Origin of the sequence: Jiangella anatolica (assembly GCF_003236295.1) — a bacterium.
Classification (GTDB): Bacteria; Actinomycetota; Actinomycetes; order Jiangellales; family Jiangellaceae; genus Jiangella; species Jiangella anatolica.
Map to the genome: position 1 here is coordinate 36613 of NZ_POTW01000021.1, position 15781 is coordinate 52393.

The following is a 15781-nucleotide window of genomic DNA, read 5'->3' on the forward strand; positions in this document are numbered from 1 at the left end:
CGGCCACGCTAGCCCTTGCCGCCGTCGCCGTCTTGGACGGAAACGACACCGCCGTCCGTCACGTCTGGGTGACGAGCAGCGAGCCGAGATAGCCGCCGTACGCCGCGACGAACAACCCGCCCTCGAGCCGGCTGATCCGGCGGCCGGTCAGGAACACCGGCACGCAGGCCAGCGCCACCGCGACCATCAGCAGCAGGTCGCCGCCGAGGACCTCGTCGGGCACCTCGACGTCCCCCGGCGCCACCAGGATCGTCACCCCGAGGATGGCGGCGATGTTGTAGACGCTGGAGCCCAGCAGGTTGCCCAGCGCGATGTCGCGGTTGCCGCGGACCGTCGAGACGACGGTGGTGACCAGCTCGGGCGCCGACGTGCCGATGGCGATGATCGTCAGCCCGATGACGGCGTCGCTCACGCCGAGCGAGCGGGCGACGTCGACCGAGCCGTCCACCAGCATCGTGGCGCCGACGACGATGATCGCGATGCCCACGACCAGACTCGCGACATCGCGCCAGGACCGACCCGGCCGGTAGGCGGCGTCGTACCCGGCCCGGACGGCGACCGGCTCGCGGCGGCTGACCCGCAGCACCGCCACCGTGTAGCCGACGGCGAAGACCACGAACAGCAGGCCGTCCAGTGTGCCGAAGGCGCCGTCGAGCGCGAGGACCAGCAGCAGCACCGCGGCCGCCGCCATCAGCGGCAGGTCCAGCCGCACCGTGCGCGAGTCGAGCGCGATCGGGCTGAGCAGCGCGCTCAGGCCGAGGATCAGCAGCAGGTTGACCAGGTTCGTGCCGACGATGTTGCCGACCGCCAGCCCGGCGCTGCCCTGGCGGGCGGCGTCGATGCCGACGGCCAGCTCCGGCAGGCTGGTGCCGATCGCCACCACCGTCACCCCGACGACGATCGGCGCGATCCCCAGCCGCAGCGCCAGCCCGGTCCCGCCGCGCACCAGCAGCTCGGCCCCGCCCAGCAGACCGGCGAGACCGACGGCGATCAGCAGGGCGCTGGACACTCAGAACGCGTACCGGAACACCGCCGCGACCGGCCCGCCCTCCGGCACGTCGGCGGCGCGCACGGCCAGCACCCGGCCGCCGGCCAGCAGCGTCCGCCGGGCGATCTCGTCGACGACGCCGTAGCTGGCGGCGTCGTCGTCGGCGAACGTCACCGCGCCGGACTCCGCGTCGACGAAGCCGGGCACCTTCTCGTCGATGTCGACGAGCAGCGTGTCGACGACGCCGTAGGTCGCGGCACGGGCGATGCTCGCGAGGTCGGTGGACGCGCGGCCCTGCGCGCTCCGCACCTCGAACAGGTCGCGGAACCGGGCGAGCTGCCCCGCGTAGACCTCGTCGAGGACCGGCCGGGCCAGATCCGCCAGCTCGTCGTCGGTGGCGCCCTCCGGGCTGCCGGCGATCCCCGGTCCGGCCAGGTGCGGGTAGCTGTTCACCGAGCGGTAGATCGCGTCCAGCGGCTCGGTGGCGGCCAGGATCAGCGGAAGTTCCAGGCCGGTGAGCACGCCGCGCAGCGCCTGGTCGACCTTGCGCGCGTACTGCCGCAGCCGGACCTTCTGCCCCTCAGAGCCCTGGATCCGGCCCACCGGCGCCCGGTCGGCCAGCGACGACTTGCCCGCCGCCGACGCGGCGTCGGACGGCAGCCCGGGCACGTCGACGGTGAACGGCGGGCCGTCGCCGGTGACCTCGACCAGCCGCACCGAGCCCGCCGCGAGCGCCAGGACGAACGCCGCCTGCGGGAACGTGACGGCGCGCAGCAGCGGCTTCACGTAGAACCGGTCACCCACCTCGACGACGCTGGTCAGCTCGTTCGGCAGCCGGAACACCGTCACGCCGCCGGGCGCGGCGAACACCGCCAGACTGCGGGCCTGCTCGGCCCAGAAGTCGTCGTCCTCGACGAGGTCGTGCAGCGACTCGCGGACGTCGGCGGCCGCGGCGCGGTCCGCGCCCGCTGCCTCCAATTGCCGGGTCGCCTCGGCGGCCAGGTTCTTCAGCTCGATCCGCGCGGCCTGCGCCTGCTGGGTGACCGGGCTCGTCGGGACGTAGAGCGAGACGCTGACCGGATCGCGTGCCCCGATCAGCCGCTCGAGCTGGGCCCGAGCCGGGATGTCGGTGTGGAGCGTCATCCCTCCACCGTCCCACAGCACGGGCGGTTGACGCAGGCCGTCGTCGCATCGATACTCAACCTATTGGTTTATAAGCCGATCGGTTGAGTATCGGAGAGACGATGGACGACGGACTGAGCCTGGTCTTCGCGGCGCTCGCCGACCCGACCCGGCGGGCCATCCTGGCCCGGCTGGCCGAGGGGCCGGCGCCGGTGACCGAGCTCGGCCGGCCGTTCGACATCAGTGCCCAGGCGGTCTCCAAGCACCTCAAGGTGCTGGAGCGGGCCGGGCTGATCAGCCGCAGCCGGCAGGGCCAGTGGCGCCCGTGCCGGCTGGAGGCGGCGCCGCTGGAGCGGGCCGGCGGCTGGATCGAGCAGTACCGCGCGGTCTGGGAGGACTCCTTGGGCCGCCTCGAGCAGGAGATCGACCGGATCCAGGGGAGGCAGGACCATGCGGACGACTGAGGTGCTCTTCGAGCCGGGACGGCAGGACATCGTCGTCACCAGGGGTTTCGCCGCACCACCGGACGTCGTCTTCGCGACGATGACCGACCCGGCGCTGATCCCGCGCTGGTGGGGCTCGCGCCGCTTCGACACCACCGTCGAGGAGATGGACGTGCGACGCGGCGGCAGCTGGCGGTTCGTCACCAGGCACCGCGAGGGACCCGCGACGCCGTACGTCTTCCGCGGCGTCTACCACGACGTCGTGCCCGCCTCGCTGATCGTCTCGACGCTGCAGTTCGAGATGGGCGGCCCCGGCCACCTGCAGCTCGTCAGCGAGTCGTTCGAGCCCGACGGCGACGGCACCCGCTACGTCAACGTCGCGCTCTTCCAGTCCGTCGAAGACCGCGACGGCTGGATCCCGACCGGCATGGAGACCGGCATCCGCGACGCGCACGACCTGCTCGACGAGCTGATCGGGGTGGCGCGCTGATGGACCTCACCGTCACCCGCGAGTACGACGCGCCGCCGGACCGCGTGTGGGCCGCGCTGACCGAGCCGGCACTGGTGGCGCGCTGGTGGGGTCCGGCCGGCTTCACCGCGCCGGTCGCCCGCATGGACGTCCGCCCCGGCGGCGTCTCGCTGGTGTCCATGCGCTCGCCCGACGGTTTCGAGCTGTACAACACCTGGACGTACGGTCTGGTCGACCCGCCGCGCCGGCTGGAGTACCTGCTGCGCTTCTGTGACGCGACCGGCCGCCCGGTGCCACCGTCGTCGCTCGGCCTGCCCGCCGACGTCCCCGCGACCGGCGTGCCGCACGAGCTGACGCTTCACCCGTCCGCCGGCGGGACGGAGCTCACCGTCACCGAGCGCGGCTACGGCACGGCCGAGACCGTCCACCTGTCCCGGCTCGGGCTGGAGCAGACGCTGGACAAGCTCGCGGCCGTCCTGTGACCGGCGCCGGGTTCATTCCTCTGGCGAGGCGGGGACCTCGGTGGCCGGGTCGCCGTCCAGGGCCGCGACGAGCTGGGGGACGAGGTGGTCGAGGGTGAACCGGATCGACAGCGGGCTGGCGAAGGAGAACGCCACGTCGGTGGCCGCGGTGTCGAGGAAGACGACGCGACCCTCCCGGCCGGCCCTGCTGTTGGCGTAGGTCGGGTTGCCGGAGATGACGTTGGCCGCACCCGCCTCCTCCTCCGTCGACGTCCCGCCGATGACGACGACGGCGTCGCCGGCGAGGTCGAGGTTGTCGCCGACCAGCTCCGGCGAGACCGGCGCCCAGAACTGCGAGCCGGCCAGCTCGTCGATCGCGGCGGGGGTCTGCATGCCGAGCTCGGCCAGCAGCTGGGACCGCGGGTCGCCCGAGGAGTACATGCCGATGGTGTCCGCCGCCCATGCGCTCCACGCCGCGACCTCCGCGCCGACGAGCTCCGGGTGCTCCTCCCGTGCCGCGGCGAACAGCCCCTCCACCTCGGCGATGATCTCGTCGGCGCGGTCGGCCTGGCCGAGCGCGGCGCCGATCAGGCGGGTCATGTCGCGCCACGGCTCGTTGTAGTCGGTGCTGCCGACGGGGCCGGCCACCGTGGGCGCGATCTGCGACAGCGTCTCGTACTCCTCCTCGGTGATGCCGGAGTAGACGGCCACGATGAGGTCGGGCCGCAGCTCGGCGACGCGCTCGATGTCGAGCTCGGTGCCGAGCACCTCGGGCGGATCGCCCTCCGCCAGGTCGGCCGCCCACGGGTTGATCTCGTGGTCGTAGACGCCGTACCACTGCCGCACGGCGACCGGCGACACGCCGAACTCGTAGAGCCAGTCCTGCTCCTTGTAGCCGACGCTGACCACGCGCACGGGAGCGGCCTCGATCTCGGTCTCGCCGAACTTGTGCTCCACCGTCACGGGGAAGGCGCCCTCGGCCGCCGTCCCGGCCGCCGGCTCGTCGTCGGGTTCGTCCGCGCCGCACGCGGTGACGGTGAGTCCCACCGCGACGAGCATCGTCAGGAGCAGCCGCCGCCAGCGGCCGGCGTCAGTTCCGGAGCGCATCGGCGGCGTCCTCCAGCTGGGCCTCGTAGGCGGGCACCGAGTAGCCGGCGCCCCACACCGCGTCGTCGACGACGTGGACCCGGCCGGCGCTGACGGCGGGCAGGCGGCTCCACAGCGGGTGCGCCTCCAGCTGGGCCATTGTCTCGTCCGGGTCCTGGCTGGCGCTGACGAACAGCACCTCGTGGTCGAACCGGCCGAGCTCCTCGCCGGACACCTCGGTGAAGAACTCCTCCGGCGTCGGCCGCGTGCCGGGCAGGCCCAGCCGGTCGAGGATCGGGCTGCACACCGAGCCGTAGCTGTCGCCGAAGACGCGCAGGTAGGCAGCCGTCGGGAGGGCGCCGCCGGCCTGCGCCGCGCTCGCCACGTCGTCGATCCGCTCGCGCAGCGCGGCGGCGACGTCACGCGCCGCGGACTCGCGGCCGACCACCGTGCCGACGCCGAGCAGCAGCTCCATCGACTCGTCGAACGTGCGGTAGCCGTTGCGCACGGCGACCGTGGGCACGTCGATGGTCTCGAGCGTCTTGAAGATCGGGCCGTAGTAGTCGTCGAAGCCGGTCTCGGCGACGATGAGGATCAGGTCCGGGTTCGCCAGCAGGATCTTCTCCGCGTTGGGCTCGGCATGCGTGCCGACGTCGGTGAGGCCGGCGATGAGGTCGGGGACGCCGAGGTAGTCCAGCGTCGACAGATCCGCGACGTCGGCCTTGGCGAACCCGGCGATGCGGTCGGTCTCGAACCCGAGGCTGATGAGGTTGCCGAGGATCTGCTGGTCCATGACCACGACCCGCTGCGGGTCGGCCGGCACCTCGATCGTCGCGCCGAAGACGTCCTGGACCGAGCGGGTCGTGCTGGTGGCCCGCGGCCGCGGCTCCGACGTGCCGCAGCCGGCGAGGATGCCGGCGGCGGACAGGATCGCCAGGAACTGGCGGCGGGTCGCGTCGTCGTCGATCTGGGCGGGCCGCGTCAGCAGGGTCGTTGCCATGGTTGCCACCTCGCTCACGCGCCCATCAGGGTGAGGGCGTCGTCGATGTCCTCGATCACGCGGCGGGCCGCGACGGCGCCGCCGAACTCCCAGTGGTTGCCGACGATCACGACGCGGTCGCGGCGGACGACGTCCAGCGTCGGCCACAGCGGGCTCTGCTCGTGCTCGGTCGACTCCTCGCGCACCTCGAGGAAGAGCAGGTCGGCGTCGACGAGGCCGAGGTTCTCGGCGGACAGTGCGATCGTGCCGTACTCGTCGGGCACGACGCCGTCCAGCTGCGGCGGAGCGGTGAAGCCGAGCTCACTGAGCAGGATCGTGCCCAGCACGCCGGACTCCCCCGCCGTCGACAACGCGTTGATCGCCATGGAGTCCGGCGTGCTCTTGGCCTCTGTCACGGTGGTCGAGGCGATCGCGTCGGCGTGCTCGTCGCGCAGGTCGGCCAGCAGGCGCTCGCTCTCGGCGATGTAGGCCTCGGCCTCGTCCTCCAGCTCCAGCAGCGCGCCGTACGCCCGCAGGGTGCTGCGCCAGTCCTGGAACGACGCCGTCCCGCCGTACCTCGTCGCGGGATCGCGGGTCTGGCTCGTCGGCACGACCAGCAGTGGCGCGATCCGGGCCAGCTCGTCCTGCTGCTCCATGCCGTCGATCTGGTCGAACGGGGCCAGGATGAGGTCGGGCTCGGCCGCGGCGACGGTCTCGAGGTTGGCCTCGAAGGCGAACCCCGGATCCACCAGGCCCTCCCGCGACACCTCGTCGTACAGGTAGTGGGACGGGTCCTGGGCGAACCACGTCGCGCCGAACACCCCGACGATTCGCGACGTGTCGAAGCCGAGGGCGACGAGGTAGTCCAGCGTCATCAGGTCGGCGAGGATCCGCCGCGGGGCGACGGGGATCTCGACGTCGCCGTACGCCCCGGCGACGGTGCGGGTGCCGGCCTCCTCCGTCGCGCCGGTGTCGTCATCGGCGCCGCAGGCGGCCACCAGACCGGCGGCGGCGAGGACGGCGAGGAACTGGCGCCGGGTGGCGTCGTCGTGGATCTCCGGCACGGCTGCCGACAGCGTGGTCATCAGGGAGCGCTCCTTGGATCCGAAGTTAGGCGAGGCTAGCCTAATGACACGGTCCAATCGGGTCAATCGTGACGCTCTTCGTCCGCGAACCGGGACAGCTGTGCGGCCCGGTCGGCGTCCGAGGTGCGCGGGCACGTCGTGCACGGGAGTCCGTCGTCGGCGACCTTGTAGTAGAAGCAGCAGCTGATCCGCCGCCGGGTGAGGTGTGACCGGCCGCGGTCGTCGACCACCGTGTAGTAGCTCGACGGGTCGGCGAAGTGGTCGGCGCCGCCGGGCAGCGTCGTGCGCGCGGTGGCGACGACCTGCTCCTCCGTCGCCGCCAGCGCGGACGTGTGCAGCCAGAAGCCGCTGTCGATGCCGTCGAAGAACGCGCCGAGCAGGTGGCGACGCGGCAGCCGGGCGCCCGTGCGGAACGTCGCCAGGAAGGCGTCGGCGTGGGCGCGCACCTCGGCCCGCAGGACCGCGGCGAGGGCGGCCTCGTCGTCCACCACCGTGGCGTCCGGGTGCGCGGCCGCGTCGTCGCAGGGAAGACACCAGAACCGCGGATCGAGCACGGCGACGTCGTCGGGATAGGGATGCTCCGGGTGGCAGCGGAACGCGAGGCTCTCGCGGCCCAGCCGGGGCACCCGGCGGTCGACGAAGAAGCAGCGCGCGGCCGTCACCGACACGACGTCGGCGTACCAGCCCAGCACGTAGCCGGAGGTGGTCAGCGGGTGGGATCGCCCGTACTCGGTCACCTGCCCGGCGACGGCCGCCGCCTCCCACGTCGTCACGTACGACTCGTCGACGTCCGAGGTCCGGACGAACCCGTCGGGCACCCGGCCGGGCGACAGGGTGAGGCCCAGCCAGTCGTGCGCCCTGCTGGCGCGGCCGAGGGTGCGGGCCAGCGGATGCGCCCCCGCATAGTCCGTCATCGCGCCGGCTCCTCCTGTGTACGGATCTCGGCGGCCGCGGGCCGGTGGTGCCGGCCGATCGGCAGCACCAGCGGGGTGCCCGAGACCTCGTCGGTCACCACCCGGCAGGGCAGGCCGAACACGGCCTCGACCAGCTCGGCGTCGACGACCTCGCCCGGCGGGCCGGACACGACGACGGCTCCGTCGCGCATGACGATCAGGTGGTCGCTGTAGCGGGCCGCCTGGTTGAGGTCGTGCAGCACCAGCACGATCGTCCGGCCGTCGCGCTGGTTGAGGTCGGTGAGCAGGTCCAGCACCTCGACCTGGTGGGCGAGGTCGAGGTAGGTCGTCGGCTCGTCGAGCAGCATCACCTGGGTGCCCTGGGCGAGCGCCATCGCGATCCAGACGCGCTGGCGCTGGCCGCCGGACAGCTCGTCGACGGGCCGGCGGGCCAGCTCGATGGTGCCGGTCAGCCGCATCGCCTCGGTGACGGCGATCTCGTCGGCCTCGCCCCAGTGCCGGAACCACGTCTGGTGCGGGTAGCGGCCGCGGGCGACCAGGTCGGTGACCGTGATGCCCTCGGGCGCGATCGGCGCCTGCGGCAGCAGGCCGAGCCGGGTGGCGACGTCCTTGGTCGGCATCCGGTGGATGCTCTCGCCGTCGAGCAGCACGGTGCCGGCCTTCGGCCGCAGCAGCCGCGCCAGCGCCCGCAGCAGCGTCGACTTGCCGCACGCGTTGGCGCCCACGATGCAGGTGATCCGCCCGGCGGGGATGTCGACGCTGAGGTCGCGGGCGACCTCGACGCGGTCGTAGGCGAGCGTGAGGCCCTCGCCCACGAGGGTGTGCGTGCCGTGCATGTCAGCCTCCGGTCCCGAGCTTGTTCGCGCGGACGAGCAGCCAGATGAGGTAGGGCGCGCCGATGATCCCCGTCACGACGCCGACCGGCAGCTCGACCGGGGCGAAGACCCTGCGGCCCGCGGTGTCGGCCGCCAGCACGACCAGCGCGCCGACCAAGGCGGCGGGGATCATCGTCAGCGGCGCCCGCACCAGCCGGCGTGCGACCGGCGCGGCCATGAACGCGACGAAGGCGACCGGGCCCGCCGCCGCCGTGGCGACCGCGGCGAGCGCGACCCCGGTGAGCACGAGCGCCGCGCGGCTGCGCTCCACCGGGACGCCCAGTCCGCGTGCCGTCTCCTCGCCCAGCTGCAGGGCCCGCAGCGGACGGGCGAGAAGGAGGGTGATCGGGACCAGGACGAGCAGCGACCATGCCAGCGGGCCGGCGTGGCCCCAGTCGCGGCCGTTGATCGACCCGGTGAGCCAGACGGTGGCCTGCGCCGCCTCGGTTATTTCGGCGCGCGTCATCAGGTAGGAGATGCCTGCATTGAGCACGGCAGTGATCCCGATGCCGACGAGGACCAGCCGGTACGGCGAGACGCCCCGCTTCCAGGCGAGGACGTAGATCGCCAGCGCCGTGAGCGTCGCGCCGATCAGTGCGCCGGCGGACACCGCCGACCCGCTCCCGTGCATGACCACGATGACCACCACCGCCGCGGCGGAGGCGCCCGAGGTGATGCCGATGATGTCGGGAGAGGCCAGCGGGTTGTGCGCCAGCGACTGGAAGATCACGCCGGACAGGCCGAACGCGACGCCGACCAGCAGCGCCACCAGGGCACGAGGCAGCCGCAGCTCCTGGACGACGAACACGGCGCCGGGGTCCCCGAGGCCGACCAGCGCGCCGGGGACGTTGGCGACCGGGATGGGGAAGTCGCCGACGGAGATGGACAGGCAGAACGCCACGAAGCCGACGACCGCGAGCACCGCCGACACGACCACGGCGCGGCCGCGGCCCGTGGTGCGGGCGCCGCGGACGATGGCCCGGTCGGCCTCGTCGATCCTGGACAGGACGGCGCTCACAGCTGGGCCAGCTTCCGGCGGCGCACCAGCGCGATGAAGAACGGCGCGCCGATCAGGGCGGTGACGATGCCGACCTGCAGCTCGCCGGGGCGGACGACCACCCGGCCGATGACGTCGGCGCCGAGCAGCAGGATCGGCGCGAGCACGGCGCTGTACGGGACCACCCAGCGGTAGTCGGGACCGGTGATCACGCGCGCGACGTGCGGCACCGTCAGGCCCACGAACCCGATCGGCCCGGCCGCGGCCGTGGCCGCGCCCACCAGGAACACGACGCACACGGCCGCGAGGACCCGGGACCGGCCCACGTGCTGCCCCAGCGATCGTGCGACGTCGTCGCCGAGCGCGAGCGCGTTCAGCTGCCGGCTCGACACCAGCGCGAGCACCGTGCCGAGCGCGATGAACGGCGCCACCTGGGCGACGATGTCCCAGCCCCGTTCGGCGAGCGAGCCGACCGCCCAGAAGCGGAACTGGTCGAGGGTGGACAGGTCGACGACGAGGATCGCCGACGTGATCGAGCTGAGGAACGCCGCGATCGCCGCGCCCGCGAGGGCGATCTTCACCGGCGTGCCACCCGCCCGCCCGAGCGACCCCACGGCGTACACGAAGACCGACGTGATCGCCGCCCCGGCGAACGCCCACCACACGTAGCCGATCAGGCTGGTGATGCCCAGCACCGAGATCGCGACGACGACCGCCAGCGCGGCGCCGGCGCTGACGCCCAGGATGCCGGGGTCGGCCAGGGGGTTGCGCGCCACGCCCTGCATCACCGCGCCGGACACCCCCAGCGCGACGCCGACCAGCAGCCCCAGCACCGTCCGCGGCAGCCGCAACTCCCGGAAGATCACGTGATCCTCGAGCGCCGGATCGTACGCCACCACCGCGTCGAACACCGTGCCCGTCGACATCGGCTTCGCGCCGTAGCGCAGCGACAGCAGCGTGACGACCGCCAGACACACCAGGCCCGCCACCAGCCCCAGCCCACGCAGCGACGCCGGGCCCACCAGGCCACGGCGCTCGATTCGGGGGATCTCCTCCGTCAGCACGGAGGCAGTCGGCGGCACGCGAGAATGTTAGCCTAACCTAAGGTTCCGGGCTCCCACGCAGCCCGCCGCCGCGGCGAGGGTCTCGTTGCCATGAGGCTGCCCCCGTCATCCAGGGTTCATCGCGAGGCCGCCCGGTTCGGCGCCAATTCGTTGTCCTCGCCGGACAGCTTCTCCACCTGAAGCAGCAGGGCCGAGTGGTCGAGCTGACCACCGCCCTGGGCCCGCAGAGAGGCGAGGAGGTCGGCCACGTGCGCGCCGAGCGGGATGGCCACGCCGGCTGCTCGCGCCGCGTCGAGCACGATGCCCAGGTCCTTGTGGTGCAGGTCGACGCGGAAGCCCGGCTCGAAGCGGCGGTCGAGCATCGCCGGCGCCTTGCGCTGGAGGACGGCGCTGCCGGCGAGGCCGCCGCCGAGCACCTCGACCGCGGAGGCCAGATCGACCCCGTGCGCGGACAGGAACACGAGCGCCTCGGCGAGGAGCTCGAGGGTGCCGGCCACGATCAGTTGGTTGGCCGCCTTCACGGTCTGGCCGGCGCCCGCCGGCCCGACGTGGACGATCGTGGAGCCGACCGCCCGTAGGACCTCGTGCGCCGCGTCGAAGTCGGCGGGGTCTCCGCCGACCATGATCGACAGAGTCCCTTCGATCGCGCCCGCCTCGCCGCCGCTCACCGGCGCGTCGAGCGCGCGGACACCACGCGCTCGACACGCCTGGGCGATGGCGCGGCTCACGTCGGGACGGATCGTGCTCGCGTCGACGAGCAGGGTGCCCGCCTGGGCATGGTGCAGGACACCGTCCTCACCCATCACCACCTGCTCCACGTCGGGACTGTCGGGGAGCATCGTGATGACGACCTCCGCGCCGCGGACGGCTTCGGCGACGGAGGACGCGGCCCGGCCACCCTTCGCGACGAGGGCGTCCACCCTGCCACGCGAACGGTTGTAGCCGATGACGTCGTAGCCCGCGCCGACGAGATTGGCGGCCATCGGAGCACCCATGACCCCGAGCCCGATGAATCCGATGGTGGTCATGCGAGTTCCTTCCAGCTGGCCGTGTCGAGGCGGTCGAAAGGGTCGGCCGACGAGTCGGCGTATTCCAGCGCGACGTGGCCGCCGTAGCCGAGCTCGCGCAGACGGCGCACCCAGCCGACGAGCGGGAGGTCGCCGGTGCCTGGCGCTCCCCGCCCCGGGGCGTCCGCGATCTGCACGTGTGCCGCGTCCGGACCGTGCGCCTCGATCGCCGCATCGACGTCGTCCCCGTTGGCCGCCAGATGATAGAGATCGAGAAGGACGCCGATGTTGTCCGGTCCGCCGCGGGCCCGGGCACGTGCGACGATCCCCGCGGCGTCCGCGGCGGTCTTGACCGGGTAGGCCGGAGCGCCGCTGACGGCCTCGATCATGAGGACTCCCTCGTGCGACTCGAAGAGCGGCGCGATCCGGCGCAGATTCGCCTCGGCGAGCGCATCCTGATCGTCCGGCGCGACCTCGTCGAGCCGGTTCCCGTAGAGCACGTTGAAGCGGCGGGTGCCCAGCCGCGCGGCGAGCTCCACCGCGATTCGCGCGCTGGCCATCAGGTCCTCCTCGCGTCCGGGCAAGGAGAGGACGCCGCGGTCGCCGGCGGCCATGTTCGCCGCGTAGAGGTTCAATCCCACCAACCGCAGCCCGGACCGCTCGATCTCGGTGGCGAACCCGTCGACGTCGGCTCGGTTGGGCCGCGCCGAGCTGAAGGGCCACCAGAACTCCACCGCGTCGAACCCCGCATCGCGAACGACTCGAAGGCGTTCGGCGATCGGGAGCTGCTTCAGCAGGATCGAACAGTTGACCGCGAGCGTACGAGACGCCGGCGTGTCCGCCTTGTCGTGCATCGTCACCTGTTCCTCGTCGGAGGTGCTGGTCTCCCGGCCTCATCATCCCGGATGCCGTGAACCCATTCATCGCACGGCGTTCAGGTCCACCCCCGGGACCGTGACGGTGACGTCCAGCGGCAGGTCGGTGACCGACACGCCGGCGCGGAGGCGCACGTCGCCCGGCTCGAGCGCCCAGCCCCCGTCGCGGCCGCCGTCCCAGTGCTCGAACGCGCGGCTCGGCAGGGGAATGTCGACCACACCATGCTCACCGGCGGCCGCGCGCACGACCGACCAGCCGACCAGCCAACGCACCGGCCGGTCGACGGCCGACTCGTCCCGCTCGGCATACAGCTGCACGACCTGCTTGCCAGGACGCGTGCCCGTGTTGGTCAGCGTCACCCGAGCCACAGCGGCCCCCGAGGCGACGTCGCCGTCCACCTGCAGAGCGTCCAGCGACCACGTCGTGTAGCCGAGGCCGAACCCGAACGGGAACGCCGGCTCCGTGCCGGCCTTGAGCCAGGCCCGATACCCGATGTGGATGTCCTCGTCGTAGTCGAGCACGCCGTCGTGCGGCGTGACGTCCAGTACCGGCACGTCCTCGACGGCGGCGGGCCAGGTGGTGGTGAGCCGGCCGCCGGGCTCGGCCGCGCCGAGCAGCACGTCGGCGAGGGCCGCGCCGGCCTCCTGGCCGCCGAAGTAGCCGAGCACGACGGCCGCGACCTCGTCGCGCCACGGCAGCAGTACCGGTGCGCCGGCATTGACGACCACGACGGTGCGCGGGTTGGCCGCGGCGACCGCCCGGACGAGGTCGTCCTGGCGGCCGGGCAGCGCGAGCGCGGTGCGGTCGTAGCCTTCGGACTCGACCCGTGCGTTGGTGCCGACCACGACGACCGCGACGTCGGCGTCCGCAGCCGCGCGTGCGGCGCCGGCGATGAGATCGTCGGGGTCCGCGGCGCCAGAGGCAAGCCCCAGGGTGACGGCGAAGGCGGTCAGCGGGCCCTCCGCCGGGCCGAGGTCGAACTCGGCACGGATCCGCAGCTGCCGGCCCGCGACCAGCCGGACCGGCTCGGTCACCGAGGGCGGCGCCAGGAAGGCGGCGGCGAGGTCGCCCCCGTCGAGTGCCGGGGTCTCGTCGATGATCAGCTCGTCGTTCACGTAGACGCGCCCGGTGGCGACGGCGGCGAACCCGAGGCGGGCGTCCTCGTCGGCCTCGGGGGTGAAGGTCGTGGTCAGCTCGATCCGGCTGGCCGCGGCGATCGGCGCGTCGCCGCCCAGCCAGACCAGCGCCGTCGACCGGCGGTCCTCGCCGAGCAGCTCGGCGCCGTCGGTGTCGAGGAACGCCACCCGGATGCCCGGTTCGCCCGTGACCGGATTGGTGAGCCGGTCCAGCGGCAGCTCCGCGACACCCTCTTGGACCACCGCACCGAGCTCGTAGTCGACCTGCGTCTCCGGCAGCGCGGCGCGGATGCCGTCGAGCGGGCTGACGACGTGCTCGGGGATCACGGTGGCGCTGCCGCCGCCCTGGGTGCGCGCGACCTTGGCGTTGTGCCCGATGACGGCGACCCGCCGCAGCGCAGGCCGGTCCCAGGGCAGCTCGCCCTCGTTGCGCAGGAGCACCGTGCCTTCGACCGCCGCCTCCCGCGCGAACGCGACACCGTCGACGGCGACCGGACTCGCCGGCGTCGCGGTGTCGTCCAGCGCGCCCACGCGCTGGGCCAGCCGCAGCAGTCGCAGCACCTTGCGGTCGACCTGCTCCTCACCCACCCGCCCGTCCCGGACGGCCGCGAGCAGCGCATCGCTCCACGCCGGCGCCGGGCCGGGCATGGCGAGATCCTGGGCAGCCGTCGCCGCGTCGAGGCTGCGCACCGCGGTCCAGTCGCTGACGACGACGCCGTCGAACCCCCACTGCGTGTTCAGCGGCGTCTCGAGCAACGCGTTCTCCGTCATCGTCACGCCTCCGACGGAGTTGTAGGCGCTCATGACCGCCCAGGCGCCCACCTCCACGGCCAGCTCGAACGGCCGCAGGTAGAGCTCGCGCAGGGCACGCTCACCGACCCGGACGTCGACGGTGAACCGCTCGGTCTCGGAGTCGTTCGCGACGTAGTGCTTCGGCGTGGCCGCGACACCGTGATCCTGCAGGCCACGAACATAGGCGGCCGCCAGCTCGCCGGTCAGCAGCGGGTCCTCGCTGAAGCACTCGAAGTGCCGGCCCCCGAGCGGCGACCGGTGCAGGTTGATCGTCGGGCCGAGCACGACGTCGACCCCTTGCCGGCGCGCCTCGGCGGCGGCAACCGCACCGAAGCGGTAGGCCAGCGCCGGATCCCAGGACGACGCCAGGGCCGTCCCGGACGGGAGGCTCAGCGACGGTGAGCGTTCATCCCACACCGGTCCCCGCACGCCGGCCGGGCCGTCGGACAGGACCATGGCGCGCAGCCCGATCCGCTCGATCGGCGTCGTCGTCCAGACGTCGGCGCCCGAGACGAGCGCAACCTTCTCCTCGAGAGTGAGCTGCCGGATCAGTCCGGTCAGCCGTGCGTGGTCGTCAGCGGTCACATCCGGGACCGTAACACCAAAACCGAGTGAGCACTAGATATTGGCCTGCGGGATGACCGCAGCCGTCGGTATGGTGACCCGAGCGGCCATCGACAGGAGGACCATGACCGGCTCGGACGGCTCGCCCGCGCGCGCCGCCGGCACGCGCGGGCCGTATGCGAAGAGCGAGGGCGTGCGCCGCGCGATCCTCGATGCGGCACTGGAGGTGTTCGCCCAGTCCGGCTACCGGGGCGGTGCGCTGCGCGCGGTCGCCGACCGGGTCGGGATGAGCGAGGCGGGGTTGTTGCACCACTTCCCCAGCAAGGGCGCGCTGCTGGTCGCAGTGCTGGAACACCGCGACGCGGAATCGCAGCGGTTCGTCCCGCCGGACGACGAGGACGGCCCCGAGTCGCTGCGGTGGCTGGTGCGGCTGGCGGGCTACAACGCCTCGACACCCGGCGTCGTCGAGCTCTACTGCATGCTCTCCGCCGAGGCGACGTCGCCGGACCATCCGGCACATGCCTACTTCGTCGGCCGCTACGAGTCTGCCCGGAGCCGCCTCACCGCGACCTTCGAGCGGTTGGCCGCCGCCGGCGCCCTGAACCCCGGGGTCGACGCCGGAAGCGCGGCCCGCACCACCATCGCGCTCATGGACGGCCTCCAGATCCAGTGGCTGCTCGACCGCGACTCGGTGGACATGGCCGAGGAGCTACGGGGTCACCTCAACCGGCTCATCGTCGCCGACCTCTGACTTCCGAAGGGCGCCTTCTGCCCGTATTCCTGCATGCCAGGAGAGATTGACATACAAGAATACCTGCCATACGCTCCACCAAACGCTCGCCGAGCGTCTCTCGAGGAAGAGAGAAGTGATCGTGCCTACCGCGAACCAGCACCTCCGTATGGGTTGCGCCGTCGTCGCAGCA

Annotated in this window: 16 protein-coding genes; 4 read left to right on the forward strand and 12 right to left on the reverse strand. The window is 72.8% G+C overall.

The genetic code is table 11. The features are described 5' to 3' along the window. Positions 1-58: 58 nt before the first annotated feature. Together C1I92_RS11040 and C1I92_RS11045 are read right to left on the reverse strand one after the other, a co-directional pair. Positions 59-1009 carry a calcium/sodium antiporter gene (locus C1I92_RS11040; protein ID WP_111254711.1) on the reverse strand — a complete coding sequence of 317 codons (951 nt, stop codon included), beginning with the start codon at positions 1007-1009 and terminating at the stop codon, positions 59-61. After that, the gene (locus C1I92_RS11045) at positions 1010-2131 is read right to left on the reverse strand and encodes a baeRF11 domain-containing protein (RefSeq protein ID WP_111254712.1); all 1122 of its coding nucleotides are present in this window, start codon (positions 2129-2131) and stop codon (positions 1010-1012) included. 101 nt (positions 2132-2232) lie between these two features. On the opposite strand from C1I92_RS11045, the gene C1I92_RS11050 reads away from it, so the two are divergent. The 3 genes from C1I92_RS11050 to C1I92_RS11060 are packed head-to-tail and all read left to right on the forward strand — an operon-like array spanning position 2233 to position 3504. After that, positions 2233-2574, forward strand: a complete 342-nt coding sequence (locus C1I92_RS11050) for an ArsR/SmtB family transcription factor (protein WP_111254713.1) — start codon at positions 2233-2235, stop codon at positions 2572-2574. Next, entirely contained in the window at positions 2561-3043 is a 483-nt protein-coding gene (locus tag C1I92_RS11055; protein WP_111254714.1) for an SRPBCC domain-containing protein, read from the forward strand. Before C1I92_RS11050 ends, C1I92_RS11055 begins: the two co-directional genes overlap by 14 nt. Next, entirely contained in the window at positions 3043-3504 is a 462-nt protein-coding gene (locus tag C1I92_RS11060; RefSeq protein ID WP_111254715.1) for an SRPBCC family protein, read from the forward strand. Before C1I92_RS11055 ends, C1I92_RS11060 begins: the two co-directional genes overlap by 1 nt. Before the next feature lie 12 nt (positions 3505-3516). Here the strand turns inward: C1I92_RS11060 and C1I92_RS11065 are convergent, their stop codons facing one another. From C1I92_RS11065 to C1I92_RS11110, 10 genes are all read right to left on the reverse strand, one after another. Further along, positions 3517-4590, reverse strand: coding sequence for an ABC transporter substrate-binding protein (locus C1I92_RS11065; protein ID WP_111254716.1), 1074 nt, complete (start codon positions 4588-4590; stop codon positions 3517-3519). Next, a complete protein-coding gene (locus C1I92_RS11070) occupies positions 4574-5569 on the reverse strand; it encodes an ABC transporter substrate-binding protein (RefSeq protein ID WP_111254717.1) in 996 nt (331 codons plus the stop codon). Before C1I92_RS11070 ends, C1I92_RS11065 begins: the two co-directional genes overlap by 17 nt. A gap of 14 nt (positions 5570-5583) precedes the next feature. Beyond that, positions 5584-6633, reverse strand: a complete 1050-nt coding sequence (locus tag C1I92_RS11075; RefSeq protein ID WP_111254718.1) for an ABC transporter substrate-binding protein — start codon at positions 6631-6633, stop codon at positions 5584-5586. Positions 6634-6695: 62 nt separating this feature from the next. Continuing rightward, positions 6696-7547: a (2Fe-2S)-binding protein gene (locus C1I92_RS11080; protein WP_111254719.1), complete on the reverse strand. Its 852-nt coding sequence runs from the start codon at positions 7545-7547 to the stop codon at positions 6696-6698. Continuing rightward, the gene (locus C1I92_RS11085) at positions 7544-8383 is read right to left on the reverse strand and encodes an ABC transporter ATP-binding protein (RefSeq protein WP_111254720.1); all 840 of its coding nucleotides are present in this window, start codon (positions 8381-8383) and stop codon (positions 7544-7546) included. The genes C1I92_RS11080 and C1I92_RS11085 overlap by 4 nt, the downstream gene beginning before the upstream one ends. Before the next feature lies 1 nt (position 8384). Beyond that, a complete protein-coding gene (locus C1I92_RS11090) occupies positions 8385-9440 on the reverse strand; it encodes a FecCD family ABC transporter permease (RefSeq protein ID WP_199521136.1) in 1056 nt (351 codons plus the stop codon). Continuing rightward, the gene (locus C1I92_RS11095) at positions 9437-10501 is read right to left on the reverse strand and encodes a FecCD family ABC transporter permease (RefSeq protein WP_233506915.1); all 1065 of its coding nucleotides are present in this window, start codon (positions 10499-10501) and stop codon (positions 9437-9439) included. Before C1I92_RS11095 ends, C1I92_RS11090 begins: the two co-directional genes overlap by 4 nt. 98 nt (positions 10502-10599) lie before the next feature. Beyond that, entirely contained in the window at positions 10600-11511 is a 912-nt protein-coding gene (locus C1I92_RS11100) for a 2-hydroxy-3-oxopropionate reductase (RefSeq protein ID WP_111254721.1), read from the reverse strand. Continuing rightward, entirely contained in the window at positions 11508-12344 is an 837-nt protein-coding gene (locus C1I92_RS11105; protein WP_111254754.1) for a hydroxypyruvate isomerase family protein, read from the reverse strand. The genes C1I92_RS11100 and C1I92_RS11105 overlap by 4 nt, the downstream gene beginning before the upstream one ends. Before the next feature lie 66 nt (positions 12345-12410). Continuing rightward, on the reverse strand, positions 12411-14879 hold the full coding sequence (locus tag C1I92_RS11110) for a beta-glucosidase H (RefSeq protein WP_111254722.1): 2469 nt from the start codon (positions 14877-14879) through the stop codon (positions 12411-12413). Between the two features lie 103 nt (positions 14880-14982). Between C1I92_RS11110 and C1I92_RS11115 the strand changes: the two genes are divergently transcribed. Further along, entirely contained in the window at positions 14983-15609 is a 627-nt protein-coding gene (locus C1I92_RS11115) for a TetR/AcrR family transcriptional regulator (protein WP_111254723.1), read from the forward strand. Positions 15610-15781 lie beyond the last annotated feature (172 nt).